17 protein-coding genes are annotated in these 16968 nt (G+C 54.1%); 13 read left to right on the top strand and 4 right to left on the bottom strand.

Annotated features, from left to right (window positions below):
* Window positions 1–105 precede the first annotated feature (105 nt).
* On the bottom strand, window positions 106–1719 hold the full coding sequence (locus ACMXD4_RS06290) for an alkaline phosphatase (protein WP_415880185.1): 1614 nt from the start codon (window positions 1717–1719) through the stop codon (window positions 106–108).
* Between the two features lie 128 nt (window positions 1720–1847).
* Window positions 1848–3488: a choice-of-anchor I family protein gene (locus ACMXD4_RS06285; protein WP_415880184.1), complete on the bottom strand. Its 1641-nt coding sequence runs from the start codon at window positions 3486–3488 to the stop codon at window positions 1848–1850.
* Window positions 3489–3677: 189 nt separating this feature from the next.
* Between ACMXD4_RS06285 and ACMXD4_RS06280 the strand changes: the two genes are divergently transcribed.
* The 13 genes from ACMXD4_RS06280 to ACMXD4_RS06220 all read left to right on the top strand — a co-directional run bounded on the left by ACMXD4_RS06280 (window position 3678) and on the right by ACMXD4_RS06220 (window position 14519).
* Window positions 3678–4037, top strand: a complete 360-nt coding sequence (locus ACMXD4_RS06280; protein ID WP_415880183.1) for an ArsR/SmtB family transcription factor — start codon at window positions 3678–3680, stop codon at window positions 4035–4037.
* On the top strand, window positions 4034–4513 hold the full coding sequence (locus ACMXD4_RS06275) for an arsenate reductase ArsC (protein ID WP_415880182.1): 480 nt from the start codon (window positions 4034–4036) through the stop codon (window positions 4511–4513). Before ACMXD4_RS06280 ends, ACMXD4_RS06275 begins: the two co-directional genes overlap by 4 nt.
* A gap of 18 nt (window positions 4514–4531) precedes the next feature.
* Window positions 4532–4888 (top strand): arsenite efflux transporter metallochaperone ArsD, encoded by a 357-nt coding sequence (gene arsD, locus ACMXD4_RS06270; RefSeq protein WP_415880181.1) that lies wholly within the window; start codon window positions 4532–4534, stop codon window positions 4886–4888.
* A 17-nt stretch (window positions 4889–4905) separates the two neighbouring features.
* Window positions 4906–6717 carry an arsenical pump-driving ATPase gene (arsA, locus tag ACMXD4_RS06265; RefSeq protein ID WP_415880180.1) on the top strand — a complete coding sequence of 604 codons (1812 nt, stop codon included), beginning with the start codon at window positions 4906–4908 and terminating at the stop codon, window positions 6715–6717.
* Window positions 6718–6855: 138 nt separating this feature from the next.
* The gene (locus ACMXD4_RS06260) at window positions 6856–7302 is read left to right on the top strand and encodes an ArsI/CadI family heavy metal resistance metalloenzyme (RefSeq protein WP_415880179.1); all 447 of its coding nucleotides are present in this window, start codon (window positions 6856–6858) and stop codon (window positions 7300–7302) included.
* 20 nt (window positions 7303–7322) lie between these two features.
* Window positions 7323–8375, top strand: coding sequence for an ACR3 family arsenite efflux transporter (gene arsB / locus ACMXD4_RS06255; protein ID WP_415880178.1), 1053 nt, complete (start codon window positions 7323–7325; stop codon window positions 8373–8375).
* 64 nt (window positions 8376–8439) lie between these two features.
* On the top strand, window positions 8440–8646 hold the full coding sequence (locus ACMXD4_RS06250; RefSeq protein ID WP_033157910.1) for a hypothetical protein: 207 nt from the start codon (window positions 8440–8442) through the stop codon (window positions 8644–8646).
* A 156-nt stretch (window positions 8647–8802) separates the two neighbouring features.
* Window positions 8803–9066, top strand: a complete 264-nt coding sequence (locus ACMXD4_RS06245; RefSeq protein WP_033157911.1) for a hypothetical protein — start codon at window positions 8803–8805, stop codon at window positions 9064–9066.
* Window positions 9067–9397: 331 nt separating this feature from the next.
* Window positions 9398–11179 (top strand): NAD(P)H-dependent oxidoreductase subunit E, encoded by a 1782-nt coding sequence (locus ACMXD4_RS06240; protein ID WP_415880177.1) that lies wholly within the window; start codon window positions 9398–9400, stop codon window positions 11177–11179.
* Between the two features lies 1 nt (window position 11180).
* Window positions 11181–12020 carry a 2Fe-2S iron-sulfur cluster-binding protein gene (locus tag ACMXD4_RS06235; protein ID WP_415880176.1) on the top strand — a complete coding sequence of 280 codons (840 nt, stop codon included), beginning with the start codon at window positions 11181–11183 and terminating at the stop codon, window positions 12018–12020.
* Window positions 12010–12549 carry an NADP oxidoreductase gene (locus ACMXD4_RS06230; protein WP_415880175.1) on the top strand — a complete coding sequence of 180 codons (540 nt, stop codon included), beginning with the start codon at window positions 12010–12012 and terminating at the stop codon, window positions 12547–12549. Before ACMXD4_RS06235 ends, ACMXD4_RS06230 begins: the two co-directional genes overlap by 11 nt.
* 12 nt (window positions 12550–12561) lie before the next feature.
* Window positions 12562–14073 carry a Ni/Fe hydrogenase subunit alpha gene (locus ACMXD4_RS06225; RefSeq protein WP_415880174.1) on the top strand — a complete coding sequence of 504 codons (1512 nt, stop codon included), beginning with the start codon at window positions 12562–12564 and terminating at the stop codon, window positions 14071–14073.
* Window positions 14070–14519 (top strand): hydrogenase maturation protease, encoded by a 450-nt coding sequence (locus ACMXD4_RS06220; RefSeq protein ID WP_415880173.1) that lies wholly within the window; start codon window positions 14070–14072, stop codon window positions 14517–14519. Before ACMXD4_RS06225 ends, ACMXD4_RS06220 begins: the two co-directional genes overlap by 4 nt.
* A 57-nt stretch (window positions 14520–14576) precedes the next feature.
* On the opposite strand, the gene ACMXD4_RS06215 is transcribed toward ACMXD4_RS06220, so the two are convergent.
* Entirely contained in the window at window positions 14577–15743 is a 1167-nt protein-coding gene (locus tag ACMXD4_RS06215) for a hypothetical protein (protein WP_415880172.1), read from the bottom strand.
* Between the two features lie 111 nt (window positions 15744–15854).
* Window positions 15855–16763, bottom strand: coding sequence for a hypothetical protein (locus ACMXD4_RS06210; RefSeq protein WP_415880171.1), 909 nt, complete (start codon window positions 16761–16763; stop codon window positions 15855–15857).
* Window positions 16764–16968: the final 205 nt, after the last annotated feature.

Here is a 16968-nt window from a genome sequence, read left to right as displayed (position 1 = left end):
GCTCCCTCTCCTGATGGAGAGGGATTCTTGTACTTCGCAGTGAATAATTACAAAAAATCAGGGACGGCTAGCGTCCCTGATTCGGTTTTGGGAAAGGCCCCCGGACTATTTACGCATGCCTAGCGCATCCGCCATTACATGATAAATCACGTTTTGTTCCAGCGTACCGCGCACCAGATAGGCGCCCGGACCGTCCGCATAGATCGCCACGTCTTCGCCGGCGTGGGTTTCCGCGCTCATCGGTACGGTGGCTTCCTGCATGTAGTTCGGATTGGCGGTATCGACCGCTGTCAAATCAGGACGCAATTTGCTGCCTGCATAAGCGGCGGCCACGGTGCCTTCGTTAGCGGGATTAAATTCCTTGCGTTGCAAGCCACCGGTCCAGCCTGGGCCGTTAGCATAGGTCAGCGTCGTGTAAGGCAAACCTAAAGAATCTTTAGTAACAACGCCGTCTACCGCGGTTTTACCCAAGATAGGGTTGCCGCGCGACGGATAACCGGCGATGGTGAATACATGGCTGTGATCGGCGGTGACCAGGATCAAGGTGTCTTCGTCGCGGGTTAGTTGTTTGGCTTTTTTCACCGCATCCGACAATGCCACGGTATCGGTCAGCGCCCGGTAGGCGTTGCCGGCGTGGTGAGCGTGGTCGATCCGGCCGGCCTCAACCATCAGATAATAACCTTTGCGGTTTTTTTCCAGAATTTTGATGGCTTTTTCGGTCATCTCGGTCAAGGACGGTTCACCGGCGGCGTCTTGCGCGCGGTCGGCTTCATAGCGCATGTGCGAACGTTCGAACAAACCCAATAAATGATCGGTAGACGCTGGATTTACCGCGTCGAACTGGGCTTTGTTCCAGACGTAGTCGGAATTATTGTATTGCGATGTCCACTCCAAGGTCAGATCGCGGCCATCGGCGCGGCGACCTTTTTGGGTAGGGTATTCAGGGTCGGCAACGTTATTAGGCATGAAATAGCTGCGGCCGCCGCCCAAAGCCACTTCCAGGCCGTCGCCGTAAGGAAACTCCAGCAACTGGCGAGCAATATCCTTCACGGTGGCGCCAGCAGGCAGGTTGCTGTCGGCTTCCCAATCGCGGTTGGAAATGTGGGCGTAATTCACGGCAGGCGTGGCGTGGGTAAAACGGGCGGTTGTGACGACACCGGTGGACATGCCGCGTTCCTCGGCGCGCTCCAAGATAGTTTTGACGCTGTGCGCAGCGGTGACTTCCGCACTTTTTTCGGTGCGTGAAATACCTTGCTCGACGGAAATAGCGCCGTCATTGGCTTTGATACCGGCCACCATCGCCGTAGCAGTAGGCGCGGAATCCGAGGTTTGTTGATTGGCGCTGGCCGTAACCGAATGAGCGATATTGTTGAATTTTTCAAATTGCAGACGGTTAAATTCGCCGTCGCGGCCAGCCATTTGGCCTTCCAAAATTCGCGCGGCGGTAACCGTGGATACGCCCATGCCGTCGCCCACAAACAAGATAACGTTTTTGGCTTTGCGCAGTTGCTCTACGTCTCTTTTGTTGACCAACACCGCAGCTTCACCGGCTTTGAACCATTCAGCGCCGGATGTCGGTACTTGGCTGGTTTGCGCAGGTTTATGAGAATCGTGATGATCGCGGTCGGCATGGTCGTGGGCGACTGCGGCGACCGACAAGGTAAAACCGAAGGCGCCGACAGCGACTGCCGCCAGTTTTTTTGGATGTGTTTTTTTCATGTGTTGCCCCGAGAGCGGTTGATGGAGCGGCAACATTAGCGATTGAATATGACAAGCGCGTTACGGGATAAAACGGGAAAGCCAGCTTAGCCGATATAGCTCGGCCAAGCTGGCTTCAAGTGCGGATCTTAATGTTTACGGCCGCGTTGCATTCCCATCAAGCCCACCAGCGCGGAACCGAACAACCAAACCGCGCCCGGCACCGGCACGGCCGATACTTTGTACAGCGAAGTGGTTTCGCTTACCTCATTGGCCACCGCCAGATAACTGCCTTGGGCATTGCTGAAGAAACTCAACCCCTCGGGACCGATGTCGCCGCCGGTGAACAACATGTCCAAAAACGTCGGACTGTTCAGGTCGGTCAAATCCCAAACCATCACCGCATTGGAACGCTCCAAACCCAGGAACAACAAGTCACGGCCGTCCACTTTACCCACCACCGCAGTTTCCGGCTCAGGACCTTTGTTGTCGCTACGGCCATCGTCCCATAAGGCTGCGAAAGCCGCGTTACCAGGGTTCGCCGCAATCAACGCTTTGATGGTTTGTTCCAGTTTGTCGCCGGAATCAAACACCATGCTGCCATTGGCATCCAGAATCGAAAACGAGCGGGCGCCGAAGACTTGCAGTTGATCCAGGTCACCGTCGTTGTCCAAATCCCCGCTCCTGGAAACCGTTAGTCGATTCAGCTTGTCATTGTTCGTGGCCCAATCCGGTCCATGCAAGGCAGTCATGGTGGCATTCAAAGCGGGATCGATAGTCGCTGCGCCCACCCGCACTTCTTCCGCACCGCCCGGCCAATCCTCGCGAGAGTCGCCTTCGTTGGCGGTCACGTAATATTGATTGCCGTCTTTGCTAAAACTGGCGATGCCGTCGGGCATGTACATACCCATCACATTCCAATTCTGGATATTGCCTTTTAAAGCCGCAGTGCCGGGACCGTCGCGATCCGAGACATCCAGACCGTTGCCGGCTAAATTGTGATCCTTCAAACCCAGGGCTTTAATGTCGGTGACTGTGGCGCTGGCGATGTCGATGACCGCAACCGAGTTGGCCTCTTGCAGCGTCGCAAAAGCTTTGCTGCCGTCTTGGCTAACCGCAATGTATTCCGGTTCCAGATCTTGCGCGACGCTGGCGTTCGGCCCGGTCAGACGCACGCCGCTGGCTTTCAAAGCCGCCGCCGCACCGTTGAAAGCAGTAAATCCGGCCGTTTGGACGGCAAAGGTGTTGGTGTTGATAATACTCACCGAGCCTTCCGGATCACCGCTTGGCCCCACCAAATAGCTGCTGGGCTCGCCTTCGTTAGCCACCAGCAAGCGGCTGCCGTCGGGCGTGTATGTCACTGCGTCAGGGTTGGCACCGACGGTTACGCTGTGTTGCAATGTGTAGTCAGCCGCATTGTAAAAACGCACCAACCCCGCATCGGTTTTCGTCGGCGCCGTCAAAGCAATGGCCGCTTGGCCGTTTTTCACCGCCACGCTGTTGATTCCGCCGAGCGCGCTCGTGGAAATGCTTTGCAGCAAATTGCCGTTCATATCCAACACGTCGATGCCGCCTTGGCCAATATTGGCCTGATTGGCATCGGTTCCCGCTACCCACAAGCGGTTGTTAACCGCATCGAAAGAGACGATTTCCGAACCCATGGCGCTTGAACCATTCGCTGCAGTGTGATTGAAGGTCCATTGATGCGACCATTGAAAATCCCCCGCAGCGCTGGCATTGGCAGAGGCCAGCACAGCAGCGACGGCGGCGGCGATTGAAGTGAGTTTCATAAAAATGCTCCTGAGGCACTATTCGTTTGGTGTTTGAAGAAAGGATGTGTAAGTACCAGCTCACCGACAGCGTCGGAACGGTAGTCTTGCGAATGGTAAATAGCCTTTATGACAGTAGCGTTACGCGACAGCCGCATCGCAAACGCCCGGAAAATTGACTTGTTTCCATATTTCAATTATTGTTGAAATATGGAAAATAAAACTGCTGTTATCGCACTGGCCGCATTGGCCCAAGAATCCCGTCTGGCAATTTACCGCGCGCTGGTGCAAGCCGGCCCGGCAGGTTTGGCCGCCGGAAAAATCAGTGAAGCCACCGGCATTGCCCCGTCTTCCCTGTCGTTTCATTTGAAGGAATTGACTTACGCCAATCTGGTGAACTCGCGCAACGAAAGCCGCTTTGTGATTTATACGGCCAATTTTTCCGCGATGAACGATCTGTTGGCTTTCCTGACTGAGAACTGTTGCGACGGCCATCCCTGTCTATCGCTCTCAGCCTGTTCCGCCAATAACGAATCTTTACCCTCAACCCCGACCGACACTCCATCATGAACGTATTGTTTTTGTGTACCGGCAACTCCTGCCGTTCCGTCCTTGGCGAAGCCACTTTCAATCATTTGGCACCGGCCGGCTGGCGTGGCCTGAGCGCCGGCAGCAAACCGACCGGCAAGATCCACCCCCGCTCGCTGGCCTTATTGGCCAGAGAAGGCATTTCCACAGAAGGTTATTACAGCAAGTCCTGGAACGATCTGCCGGTAACGCCGGACATCGTATTAAGCGTGTGCGGCAATGCAGCCAACGAAACCTGCCCCGCCTATCTGGGTCCAGTCATGCGCAGCCATTGGGGAGTCGAAGACCCCGCCCACGTTGAGGGTAGCGACGAGGAAATCGATGCGGCGTTCATGGTCGCTTATCGCATTCTGCGCCACCGCATCGAACAGTTTTTTGCCTTACCGTTGGAAGAATTAAAAAACGATCCCGAGCGTCTGAAAGCCGAACTGGATCGCATCGGCACCTTGTTGCCTTAGTTGTTAAGGAGTGTTCTCATGACCATTATTCATGTGTTTGACCCGGCCCTGTGTTGCAGCACTGGCGTTTGCGGTGTGGAAGTCGATCAACAGTTGGTGGGCTTTGCCGCCGATGTCGATTGGGCGAAGCAGAACGGCGCCGACATTGAGCGCTTTAACCTGGCGCAAACCCCGTTGGCGTTTGCCGAAAACCCGGTGGTTAAAGCCTTTCTGGAACGCTCCGGCGCCGACGCCCTGCCGTTGATTTTGGTCGATGGCGAAGTAGCCTTGGCCGGCCGCTATCCCAATCGCGCCGAATTGGCACGTTGGGCAGCCATTAGCGTAACGGAAGAGCAAGCCCGGTCGGGCTGTTGCAGCGGCAGCAGCTGTTGTTAAGGTCTACTAATAGCGCCGTGCACAGCGACTGCAAATTTCTCGATCAAGCGCCGCGCTTTCTGTTTTTTACCGGCAAAGGCGGCGTGGGCAAGACCTCCATCGCTTGCGCCTCGGCGATGCAATTGGCGGATGCAGGCAGACAAGTTTTGCTGGTCAGTACCGACCCGGCCTCGAATGTCGGCCAGGTATTTGGCATCGTCATCGGCAATCGGATCACCCCGATTCCGGCCGTGCCATTTCTGGCGGCCTTGGAAATTGACCCGCAGGCGGCTGCGCAAGCCTATCGCGACCGCATCGTCGGTCCGGTGCGCGGGGTATTGCCGGACAGCATTGTCAAGGGTATAGAAGAACAACTGTCCGGGGCCTGCACCACGGAAATTGCGGCGTTCGACGAATTTACCGCACTATTGACCGACTCGGCCTTGACCGCCGGTTACGATCACATCGTGTTCGACACCGCCCCGACCGGCCACACTATCCGCCTATTGCAATTGCCCGGCGCTTGGAGCGGCTTTTTAGAGCAAGGCAAAGGCGACGCCTCTTGCTTAGGCCCGTTGGCCGGTTTGGAAAAACAGCGCAGCCAATACAAAGCTGCCGTCGACGCCTTGGCCGATCCGCTACGCAGTCGTTTGATCCTGGTCGCCCGCGCCCAACAATCGACCTTGCGTGAAGTGGCGCGCACCCATGAAGAATTAAACGCCATCGGTTTGTCGCAACAATTTTTGGCCATCAATGGCATTTTGCCGGAGAGCGCCACCGCACAAGACCCGCTGGCGAATGCCATCTACCAACGCGAGCAACATGCTTTGGCCGAAATGCCGGCAGCGTTAAATAGCCTACCGATGGACCGCATTGAATTAAAGCCCTTCAATCTGGTTGGACTGACGGCTCTCAGACAATTGCTTAGCAATGCCGCACCGCTAGCAATGCCTGACAGTGAAGTGATGCCGGCCATACCCGCGCCTGATCTATCTAAATTGGTGGACGAGATTGCCGCCGACGGTCATGGCCTGGTGATGCTGATGGGTAAAGGTGGCGTTGGCAAAACCACCCTGGCCGCCGCATTGGCGGTGGAACTGGCACGACGCGGTTTGCCGGTGCATCTGACCACCTCCGACCCAGCCGCCAATTTAACGGACACGCTAAACGGGGCTTTGCCGGACCTGACAGTCAGCAAGATCGATCCACATGCGGAAACCGAACGCTACCGCCAACATGTGCTGTCCACAAAAGGCGCCAAACTGGACGAACAAGGCCGCGCTTTGCTGGAAGAAGACTTGCGCTCGCCGTGTACCGAAGAAATTGCGGTGTTTCAAGCCTTTTCCCGCATCATCCGCGAAGCCGGCAAGAAATTCGTGGTGATGGATACCGCCCCTACCGGCCATACCTTGCTGCTCTTGGACGCTACCGGCGCTTACCATCGCGAGGTGGCGCGGCAAATGGGCGATTCCAAAACGCATTTCACCACGCCGATGATGCAATTGCAGAACCCACGCCAAACCAAGGTGCTGATCGTCACCTTAGCGGAAACCACGCCGGTACTGGAAGCTGCTCATTTGCAAGACGATCTGCGTCGGGCCGGGATCCAACCTTGGGCCTGGGTGATTAATAACAGCGTGGCGGCGACCACCGTGCATTCGGCGCTGTTACGCCAACGCGCGGGCAATGAATTGGCGGAAATTGCCGAGGTAGCGGATCGACACGCCCAGCGTTATGCGCTCGTGCCCTTGTTGCGGGAAGAACCGACAGGTGTGGAACGCTTACTGGCATTAGCTGGCGGCCAAACGCCTTCTCCTTTAGTACCTACGGATCATAAAGGAGAAGGTTGAGATGAGGGGATTAAAATCAGTTATTTACATCCCTCACCCTAGCCCTCTCCCTGAGGGAGAGGGAATTTTCAGAGGTCCCCACTAAACAATGCTAGCTAATCTCCAATCTCATTCACTCTTTACCCCGGAGCAAACGCGATGAAACGCCTGCATATCCATCTCGCCGTCGATGATCTGGCGAAAAATATCGACTTTTACAGCGCGCTGTTTCAAAGCGCACCGAGCGTGCGCGAAGCCGATTACGCCAAGTGGTTGCTGGACGATCCGCGCGTCAATTTCGCGATTTCCAGCCGTGGCCGCCAGCCTGGGTTGGATCATTTGGGCATACAAGTCGAATCGGGTGATGAGTTGGAAGCGGTCGAACAAAATCTGGCCGCCGCCGAGCTACCGGTCGCCGCGCAAAAACAAGCCAACTGCTGCTATGCCCAGTCCGATAAATACTGGACCGTCGATCCGCAAGGCATCGCTTGGGAAGCCTTCCACTCCTTGCAAACTATTCCCTTATTTGGCGACGATCAAGTGTTTCAACTTGAACCCGCCAGTAGTTGCTGCAAACCGCCGGCAGCCGATAACGCTGCACAGTAAGTAGCTGACTTGGAGATTAAATGAGCACCCCACATTGCCCCAACGCCCGTTTATCCTTTCTCGACCGTTTTTTGACGCTATGGATTTTCATCGCCATGGCGTTTGGCGTCGGCATCGGTTTTCTGTTTCCCACGGAAGTAACCGACTTCAACGCGGCGGTATCGGTCGGCACCACCAATATTCCGATCGCCATCGGCTTGATCGTGATGATGTATCCGCCGCTGGCCAAAGTCCGTTACGAAGAACTTGGCGACGTGTTCCGCAACTGGCGGATATTGGCCGTGTCCTTGCTGCAAAACTGGCTGCTCGGTCCGGTGTTGATGTTTGTATTGGCTATCGTGTTTCTGCGCGATTACCCGGACTACATGGTGGGTTTGATCCTGATCGGCCTAGCGCGCTGTATCGCGATGGTCATCGTCTGGAACGAATTGGCCAACGGCGATAATGAATACGCGGCGGGCTTGGTGGCATTTAACAGCGTATTTCAGGTCTTGTTTTACAGCGTCTATGCCTGGCTGTTCATCACCGTGCTGCCGCCCTTATTCGGCATGCAAGGCAGCCTGGTAGCCATCACCATCGGCGAAATCGCCAAAAGCGTATTCATCTATCTGGGCATTCCATTTATCGCCGGCTTTAGCACGCGCTTTCTATTGGTCAAAGCCAAAGGCAAGGATTGGTATCACCAGCATTTCGTCCCGAAAATCAGCCCACTGACCTTGATCGCCCTGCTGTTTACCATCGTGGTGATGTTCTCGTTAAAAGGCGATTTGATCGTACAATTGCCGCTGGACGTGGTGCGGATTGCGATACCGCTGTTGATTTATTTTGTGGTGATGTTTTTACTCAGCTTTTGGCTGGGTAAAGCCATCGGCGCCGGTTACGGCAAAACCACCACACTGGCGTTTACCGCCGCCAGCAATAATTTTGAATTGGCGATTGCGGTGGCGGTGGCGGTGTTTGGTATTAATAGCGGCGCGGCGTTTGCCGCGGTGATTGGACCCTTGATCGAAGTGCCGGTGATGATAGCCCTAGTCAATGTGGCTTTCTTTTTCCGTAAACAGGGGATGATTTAAAAATAGCAAAACGTTTACCCAACGACTGCATTACCCCTCTTTAACCTTACAAAGGAACACCCTCATGGCTACTGATAAATCGAAAAACGATAGAAAGAAAATTGCGGTGGAAGAACCCACTTACGACCAACTGAAAAACTTTTCCCGCTTTAACGGCTTAAAAACCCGTACGGTGGTGGCGTGTATGGTGAATATCATGCTGCAAGATGAAGTGTTAAGCCGCCGTGTCGTCGAACAGTGCCTGGCTGCCGACTCGGAGGAAGCCAATTAGTGTCAGCCGGATCAAAATCGCCAACAATTTTAAGCGGCGTTGATTGAAGTCAAAGCTATCAGAACAAGCCTGTTTGATAATTCAGCCAGGCATGTTCAATCGCACATGCCAACGCGGTTTTTTTGGACTCATCAGCGATTAAGTCAGGTTATGACTATGGACAATGACATTTTAATCGATCAAGCCCGGCAGCTTTATGCGGCATTGCATGCCAGACAGATTGGGCTGTTGGCTCCCAACCTTACGGCATTGGATCGCCTAGAGCGTTTGATTTTCAGTGCCTATGGCCGTTACCAGCGCCGCTTAAACCGTTGCGCACTTTGTTACCAAACCCGCAAGCATGACTGTGAGCGGGAGCCCGGTAAAAAGCGTATTTCTTGCCAACGCCGCAACCCCTTCGCCGCTGTTGCCCGGTTTTAACCGGCAATATTTTGCTGTCCACGCCTGGCTTATTTGTTTAGTATTGCGCCATGGATGACGGCGAATTTGCATAGCTTCCGCGGCGGTATCGATAGGCACCGCGCGCTTGAGTTGACTGCATTGACGCTTGGAGAGACAGGGCAGACACTTTCACTTGGCAAGCGGAATGTATCGCCGCCGACAAGGCGTCTTGTGGAGGCACCCCGCCAAATAACTGCCAGTGAACGATTTGAAAAATCTAGCGCCAAATTAAGAACAGCGTGTAGATGGCCTATGATTTTTCAATTGCAATGGAACACGACGACTCAACCTAACTGCCCAGAACTCGACGATGAATAGTTTTATTCGATCCGTACTTGCAGAGGCGGACTGTAAACCGGAAAGGCTCTTGCAGATGCTAAGGGCCGTGCAGGCGCAGTACCTGCATATTCCCAACGCGGCTATCGAACAATTGGCCGCAGCCCTGCATATTCCCCGTACGCAGATTATTGCCGTCGCGGAATTCTATAGTTTCTTGCACCTGACACCACAGGGCCGTTACGACATTCATATCAGCGATTCGATTACCGACCGGATGCTAGGCAAGGAAAAATTGTTGAATTACCTGGCGGAAAAATTGCGGGTTAAAGTGGGTGAAGTCCGCGCGGACGGTCTGGTCAGTTTGAATAATACCTCCTGCACCGGCATGTGCGACCAAGGCCCGGCCGGTTTGGTTAACGGCTATGCGTTGACCCGTCTGGACCCTGCCAGAATCGATGTCATCGCCAAACTGATCGAACAACAAGCGCCGTTAAGCGATTGGCCACCGGAGTTCTTTGCGGTGGAAGAGCCGCTCCGCAAACCCGGCCTATTGCTCAACCAGCCATTCGAAAACGGCGCGGCGATAAGGGCGACCTTTGCCCGCGGCCTGACGGAAACCCTGGCGGAAGTGGACAGCTCCAACCTGCGCGGCCGCGGCGGCGCGGGCTTTAAAACCGCGTTGAAATGGCGGACCTGTGCTCAACAAACTGCCACGCCGCACTACGTGATTTGCAACGCCGACGAGGGTGAACCGGGTACGTTTAAAGACCGGATGCTGCTCGATTTGTATGCCGACCAAGTCTTTGAAGGCATGACCTTGTGCGCGGCGATTATTGGTTCGGATCAGGGCTTGCTGTATCTGCGCGCCGAGTATTTATTCCTCTACGAGCAACTGCAGCGCGTATTAAAGCGCCGCCGCGATAGCGGTTTGCTGGGGCGCAATATTCTCGGTCACAGCGGCTTTGATTTTGACATCGAAATCCGCATGGGTGCCGGTGCCTATATTTGCGGCGAGGCATCCGCGCAAATCGAGTCCTTGGAAGGCAAGCCCGGCATACCTCGGGTTAAGCCACCCAACTCGGTGATCTGCGGCTATCAACGCAAACCCACCGTGGTGGACAACGTCGAGACTTTTTTTGCTGCCACCCACATCGCCATTCAAGGCGGGTCATGGTTTGCGGAAGTCGGCACCCCGCAATCCACCGGCAGCAAACTGCTCAGCATCAGCGGCGACTGCGCACGGCCAGGCATCTACGAATACCCGTTCGGCACATCAATTGAAGAGATTTTGCAAGACTGCGGTGCGGATGACGTGCTGGGTGTGCAAGTCGGCGGGCCGTCCGGCACTTTTATTTCCAATCGGGAATTGCAACGGCGCATAGCCTTCGAGGACCTGTCCACCGCCGGCTCGTTTATGGTGTTCAACAATAGCCGCAATATTTTCGACATCGTGCAAAACTTTACCGACTTCTTTGCCCATGAAAGCTGCGGCTTTTGCACGCCGTGCCGGGTCGGCACCACACTGTTGAAAAATCAGCTGCGGAAAATTGTCGAAGGCAACGGCGCCGCGGTCGACCTGGAAGAACTCAACGAGATATGCCTGATCGTCAAAAACAACAGCCATTGCGGTTTGGGGGATTCGGCCGCCAATCCGATTCTAAGTACCCTGGCCAGCTATCCGGAGCTGTATCTTAAGCAATTAAAGCAGAGCAGTTTTACCCCGGGTTTTGACTTGGACGCCACCCTGGCCGTGGCCCGCCGTATGGCGCAGCGCGACGACGACGCGGCGCATTTATCGCAAGTGGAGAACTGACATGAGCGGCACTCTTTGCATCGACGGCATCGCCGTGCCGTTCAGCGACGGCCAAACCATTATCGAGGCGGCGCGCACTGCCGGCGTGTACATTCCTTATCTGTGCCACCGGCCAGGTTACGCCCCGTACGGCAGTTGCAAATTATGCACGGTGAAAGTCAACGGCCGCACCAATACCGCCTGCACGCTGCCGGCCGCCGACGGCCAAACCGTCATCAGCAACAGCCCCGACCTGCAACACGACCGCCAGCGCATCACCCAAATGCTGTTTGTGGAAGGCAACCATTTCTGCCCATCCTGCGAAAAATCCGGCAATTGCCAGTTGCAGGCCGTCGCCTACCATCAGAACATGCTGGATAACCACTACCCGCATTTTTATGCACAGCGGGAACTGGACGCCTCGCACCCGGATATTTTGATCGATCACGACCGCTGCATTTTCTGCAATTTATGCGTGCGCGCCAGCAAGGAAAAAGACGGGAAAGACGTATTCGGCATCGCCGGGCGCGGCATCCACAAACGCCTGGTCATCAACTCGCCTAGCGGCAAGCTGAAAGACAGCGATATTAGTGTCGATGACGAGGCCGCCCATGTCTGCCCGACCGGCGCGATTCTGGTCAAACGCAGCGCCTACCTGGCACCGATTGGTGAGCGCATCTACGACGGGCATCCCATCAGCGAAGTCGCCTGCGAAAAAGCGGTTATCAAAGCCGGCGAGGCCAGCGGCTACCCAAGCTGCGACCCGACCAAGCTGGCGGAGTCAGCTCAGCAGAACGGTGGCCCGGACTCCCACTACGCGGCGACCATGCCGCCCGCTCCGGACATCAAACATGGCCGCTAAGATTAAAATCGCCACCACCTCGCTGGCCGGCTGCTTCGGTTGCCATATGTCGTTTCTGGATATAGACGAGCGTTTGCTGAAACTCGCAGACATCGTCGAATTCGACCGCTCGCCACTCACCGACATCGAACACTGCGGCCCGTGCGACATCGGCCTGATCGAAGGCGGGGTTTGCAATTCTGAAAACGTGCATGTGCTGCGCGAGTTTCGCAATAACTGCAAAATTCTGATCGCCGTCGGCGCTTGCGCCATCAACGGCGGCTTGCCGGCGCTGCGCAATTTTTTCAAACTGGAAGACTGCCTGCTGGAAGCCTACCAGGACGGCATCGGCGTCGACAATCCGCAGATACCCAGCGACCCGGAATTGCCTTTGCTGCTGGACAAGGTGCGGCCGGTCCACGAGATCGTCAAGATCGATTATTTTATGCCCGGCTGCCCGCCATCCGCCGATGTGTTTTGGCACTACCTCAGCGCATTGATCGAAGGCCGCGACCCGACTTTACCTTACGATTTAGTCCATTACGACTAACGGAGGAACCCCGTGTACGAATATCTTGAAACCGCCGATCCGGCCTTGGTCGAAGCCGGCAAGTTAAAACGGGTCGCTGTCGATCCGGTGTCCCGCGTGGAAGGCCACGGTAAAGTCACGCTGCTGCTGGATGAAAACAATCAAGTCCAGCAAGCCCGCCTGCACATCGTCGAATTTCGCGGCTTCGAAAAATTCATCCAGGGCCGCCCTTACTGGGAACTGCCGGTGATGGTGCAACGCTTGTGCGGAATCTGCCCGGTCAGCCACCATCTGGCAGCCGCCAAAGCCATCGACCAGTTGGTCGGCGTCGATCCGGCCAATCTGCCGCCGGCAGCGGACAAGTTAAGGCGCTTGCTTCATTTCGGTCAGGTATTGCAATCGCATGCCTTGCATTTTTTCCACCTGTCCAGCCCGGATTTGCTGTTCGGTTTCGAAAGCGAGATTGGCAAACGCAGCATCGTCGCGGTGTTGGCGAATTATCCGGATATTGGCCTGCAAGGCGTAAAACTGCGCAAATACGGCCAGGAAGTGATCCGCATGGTCTGCGGCAAGCGCATCCACGGCACCGGCGCGATACCGGGTGGCATGAACAAAGCGCTGAGCAAAGATGAGCGCGATTATCTAAAACAAGACATCGGCCAAATCGTGAGTTGGGCGCAAGGCGCTTTGCAACTGGTCACAAAAGTCCACACCTCCAACCAGCCCTATTACGACGACTTCGCCACCATCCGCAGTAACTACCTGAGTTTGACCAAGCCTGACGGTGCGCTGGAGCTTTATCACGGCGGGATTAGGGTGAAAAATCCGCAAGGCGACACCCTCGTGGATCATTACGATTACTGCGATTATCCGGACTTGATCCGCGAAGAAGTCCGTTCCTGGACGTATATGAAATTCCCCTACCTGACGACGCTGGGCAAAGCCGATGGCTGGTATCGGGTGGGACCGTTGGCGCGGGTCAACAATTGCGACTTCATCGACACACCACTGGCGGAAGCCGCGCGCGTCGAATTCAAGCAGCACGGCGGCGCCGCGACGGTACATAGCACGCTGGCCTTTCACTGGACGCGGATGATCGAATTGCTACATTGCGCAGAAAGCATCCAAACCTTGCTGAACGATCCGGATTTGCTGAGTAACGACTTGGTCACCAAAGGCGAAAAACGCTACGAAGGCATAGGCGTGATCGAAGCCCCACGCGGCACATTGTTTCATCATTATCAAATCGACGAAAACGACATCGTCACCAAAGCCAATCTGATCGTTTCCACCACCAGCAACAACACGGCGATGAACGAATCGGTGCGGCAAGTGGCGGCGGAATATTTGTCCGGCCGCGAATTGACCGAACCCTTGCTGAATAATCTGGAAGTGGCGATTCGCGCCTACGACCCTTGCCTGTCCTGCGCCACGCATGCGGTCGGCAAAATGCCCTTGCAGTTGGAACTGGTCGATGCGGACGGCGAGTTGGTGGATAAACTGGTGCGGCACAGCAGCGGCGAATTCATTCACGGTAGCGAATGACTAAACCCATTTTGGTGTTTGGCTACGGCAACCCCAGCCGCGGCGATGATGCTGTTGGTCCTTTGCTGTTGGATTATCTCGCCGAGCATCTGGACCTCAGCAATATCGAATTGCTCAGCGATTTTCAATTACAAATCGAACATGCGCTGGATATACAAGACCGCGAATGGGTAGTGTTTGTGGACGCAGTGGTAGATTGCCAGGAAAGTTTCACCTTTACCCCATTAACCCCAGCCCAAGACCACAGTTACTCCAGCCATGCGCTGAGCCCAGCCGCGCTGCTGTCAGTCTATGCAGCCGTCGGCAAACAGCCGCTACCACCCTGCTATTTATTAAGCGTCCAAGCCGAAGCCTTCGAACTGGGCAGCGGGTTAAGCGAACGCTGCTCGGCCAACTTAGCGGAGGCCTGCCGGTTTATAGCGGCGTTTTTGAAACAAAGGCCGTAAGGCGTTTTCCAAGTCCGGCGAAACGTCTTTCAGCCTTAAAGTTTGAAAGCTAAGCGGCTAGCGCGATGCCCGGAATTTTCGGTTTCCCAATAGCCCGAGTAGACCGCTGCCAAACAACCAGACCGCTGCAGGCAGCGGAACGGGGGCCGCTAAAGGCGTCATTTTGAAAGCACTACCACTTCCGGTAAACGTCAAACCGGTAACAAAACCCAGCGGATCGCTGGGATCGATCATGGCGGAAGTTTCGATGCCGGCTATGCGGAACTTGCCAACGCCGTTTTGAAAACCCAATTCGCCGAAATTAAACCAAACGCCCGCCAACAAGCGGATACCGCTGTCGACGTATTCACCGCTGGTCTCGTCCCAAATCAGCAGTTGGAATTTACCGTCGCCGTATTGGTTGGGAATCATCACATCGCCGAATAAGGTGTCGGCATTTAACGCTTCATAGGTGTAAGCCACCGCCACATCCGGATCGTAAAACCCGCCTGGTTTTGGATTTCCGTTGCCATCCAAAACCGGCATGGGCGGTGTACTGAATGTAAATCCATCGTTGCTTGGTGTTGGTAAAACCGGTGCGGAAGGCAATGCAACCTGAGACGTTGGCGTGCTGACATTAAAGGTATCGATCAGGCCGCTAATACGAAAATCCAATAAACCGTTGGTGACTTTGTTGATGGAATAACCAAATTTAAGTGGCTGCGACTGGAATATGCTGTTTAAGTCTACGGTTTGAAACGAAGCAATATTGAAGCGAGATGGATCGAATAATGCTGTAATGGAAAACTCGGTTCCAGTAACAGTTTGCTCGTTATTGCCAAGGTTAATCGCCTCGAAAGAGACTACATCGTAATTTCCCGCACTCACATAGCCGTGATAACCGTTTACATCGATCTCGGTTTGAGTGATATTTTGATTGTCTTGAAATGCAGCCCCAATACCTTTATTGCTAACAAAAGAAAACTTATTTTGAATTGCCGTGGACAGATAAGTATTGTTCCAAAAACCACTTTCCCATTCGGTATAAGGCGGAGTGGCCGGATTAAAATGGCTACCATCCGGTTGATCGGGATTGAACAAAAACTGGCCCGAGAACGAATCGCCAATATTCGCCACATTGCCGTCGCTAAAAATAATATGGCCTTTATAGGAAATTTGCTGGGTGGAGTGAGCGTTAACCGAGGCAAGACACAACGAGAGTAAACCGAAGGTTTTTATTTTCATGATAATCTCCAGACTAACGTGGATTTATGAGTGTCAAAAAGCGGGTGGTTTGACCACTTTTCCACAGCCGTCCTGACTTGGCTTGAGTAAGTACGAGGCCAAACCGTCCAATTAAGCATTGAGAACCATCTCCATGATCTTTTCCGCCTGATTGTCCGGAAAACCCAACGCGATGATGTATTGCCGAAACACGGCTTTTTTGTTTCTACCTACTTTACCTTCCGCCGACATCACGGTCGCAATCCCGGTTAGTAAAATGTTTCTTTGCTGATCGTTGAGATTGCCAGCGACCGCCTTGATATAAGCAATCAATAGCTTTCTTGATAATTTCCCTGCAGGCATATCCTCGGGGTTAAGCTTAGCGAGGTCGTTAACAGCAATCCCCAGCCGCTGCATAACAGCGAGTATGGCATGTAATTTATTAGCATCAAAATTCCGATCTATACGCGCAACATCGACTAACACCTCGCGCAATAACAGCACAAAACTACCATGCAAGACTTTATCAACTTTAGCGACGACACGTCGTTGCAGCTTGCCGGACAAAAAAGCTTCCAGGGCAACAATAACTACCAACCCAGCCAAGATAGCCAGACCCCAAAGCCACTGGCCGCCAACAGTGTCATCCCACGGCACCTGCAGCGGCGGCATGGGGTTTGGCAGCACGCCAGATTTTTGTAATGATTGAATGGTAGTTTCGTCCAAAGCCCAGTATTGGCTTGAATTTTTGGCATAGACGGCATAACCGACCACGTCTGTTTTAGTCGGAACGAGCAAACAGTGATCCTGTAAATGAATACCAAATAGATACCCATCGGAAGCCCATTCGGCCGGCATACCCGTTGTTTTAACCTGTTGATCCGAGGCTTTTAATTCACCCAAATCGTAAAAATGATCCTCAGTACCAAAGCAAACGTGAACTCTTCTGGCTTCAGCCGGCGAACTAATCAATAACAACAAAAGAACACAGACCTTCAACAGCATTGGTGTGTTTGAGGAGTTTCTGATCAATTTATCCATGCTAAATTTCGAGTCTAATTACAAGGCTGAGCCCCAAATATATACAGACAAAACATTAAGACCATATCGCAGAGGCATCCGCGCCAGCTGTCAATCCACCACCGCATGAGCTTCGATACACTAGTCCCCAGCAAAACAGCTGATGTTCTGCGAAAAACCTCAATCCGCAGTTGCTGTTGCAGATAATGCGGCAACTGACAGACAT

This window comes from Methylomonas sp. TEB (genome assembly GCF_047777895.1).
Lineage (GTDB): Bacteria > Pseudomonadota > Gammaproteobacteria > Methylococcales > Methylomonadaceae > Methylomonas.
Note: the sequence above shows the minus strand (reverse complement) of the source record. Positions and strands in the feature narration are given on the sequence as shown.

Excerpts from the sequence above, each read along its gene's own strand:
- ACMXD4_RS06290 (WP_415880185.1), bottom strand. The coding sequence starts at position 1,719 with ATGAAAAAAACACATCCAAAAAAACTGGCGGCAGTCGCTGTCGGCGCC.
- ACMXD4_RS06260 (WP_415880179.1), top strand. The coding sequence starts at position 6,856 with ATGAAACGCCTGCATATCCATCTCGCCGTCGATGATCTGGCGAAAAAT.
- ACMXD4_RS06210 (WP_415880171.1), bottom strand. The coding sequence starts at position 16,763 with ATGGATAAATTGATCAGAAACTCCTCAAACACACCAATGCTGTTGAAG.
- ACMXD4_RS06215 (WP_415880172.1), bottom strand. The coding sequence starts at position 15,743 with ATGAAAATAAAAACCTTCGGTTTACTCTCGTTGTGTCTTGCCTCGGTT.
- ACMXD4_RS06275 (WP_415880182.1), top strand. The coding sequence starts at position 4,034 with ATGAACGTATTGTTTTTGTGTACCGGCAACTCCTGCCGTTCCGTCCTT.
- ACMXD4_RS06280 (WP_415880183.1), top strand. The coding sequence starts at position 3,678 with ATGGAAAATAAAACTGCTGTTATCGCACTGGCCGCATTGGCCCAAGAA.
- ACMXD4_RS06245 (WP_033157911.1), top strand. The coding sequence starts at position 8,803 with ATGGACAATGACATTTTAATCGATCAAGCCCGGCAGCTTTATGCGGCA.
- ACMXD4_RS06220 (WP_415880173.1), top strand. The coding sequence starts at position 14,070 with ATGACTAAACCCATTTTGGTGTTTGGCTACGGCAACCCCAGCCGCGGC.
- ACMXD4_RS06235 (WP_415880176.1), top strand. The coding sequence starts at position 11,181 with ATGAGCGGCACTCTTTGCATCGACGGCATCGCCGTGCCGTTCAGCGAC.
- ACMXD4_RS06285 (WP_415880184.1), bottom strand. The coding sequence starts at position 3,488 with ATGAAACTCACTTCAATCGCCGCCGCCGTCGCTGCTGTGCTGGCCTCT.
- ACMXD4_RS06240 (WP_415880177.1), top strand. The coding sequence starts at position 9,398 with ATGAATAGTTTTATTCGATCCGTACTTGCAGAGGCGGACTGTAAACCG.
- ACMXD4_RS06250 (WP_033157910.1), top strand. The coding sequence starts at position 8,440 with ATGGCTACTGATAAATCGAAAAACGATAGAAAGAAAATTGCGGTGGAA.
- ACMXD4_RS06230 (WP_415880175.1), top strand. The coding sequence starts at position 12,010 with ATGGCCGCTAAGATTAAAATCGCCACCACCTCGCTGGCCGGCTGCTTC.
- arsD (WP_415880181.1), top strand. The coding sequence starts at position 4,532 with ATGACCATTATTCATGTGTTTGACCCGGCCCTGTGTTGCAGCACTGGC.
- arsB (WP_415880178.1), top strand. The coding sequence starts at position 7,323 with ATGAGCACCCCACATTGCCCCAACGCCCGTTTATCCTTTCTCGACCGT.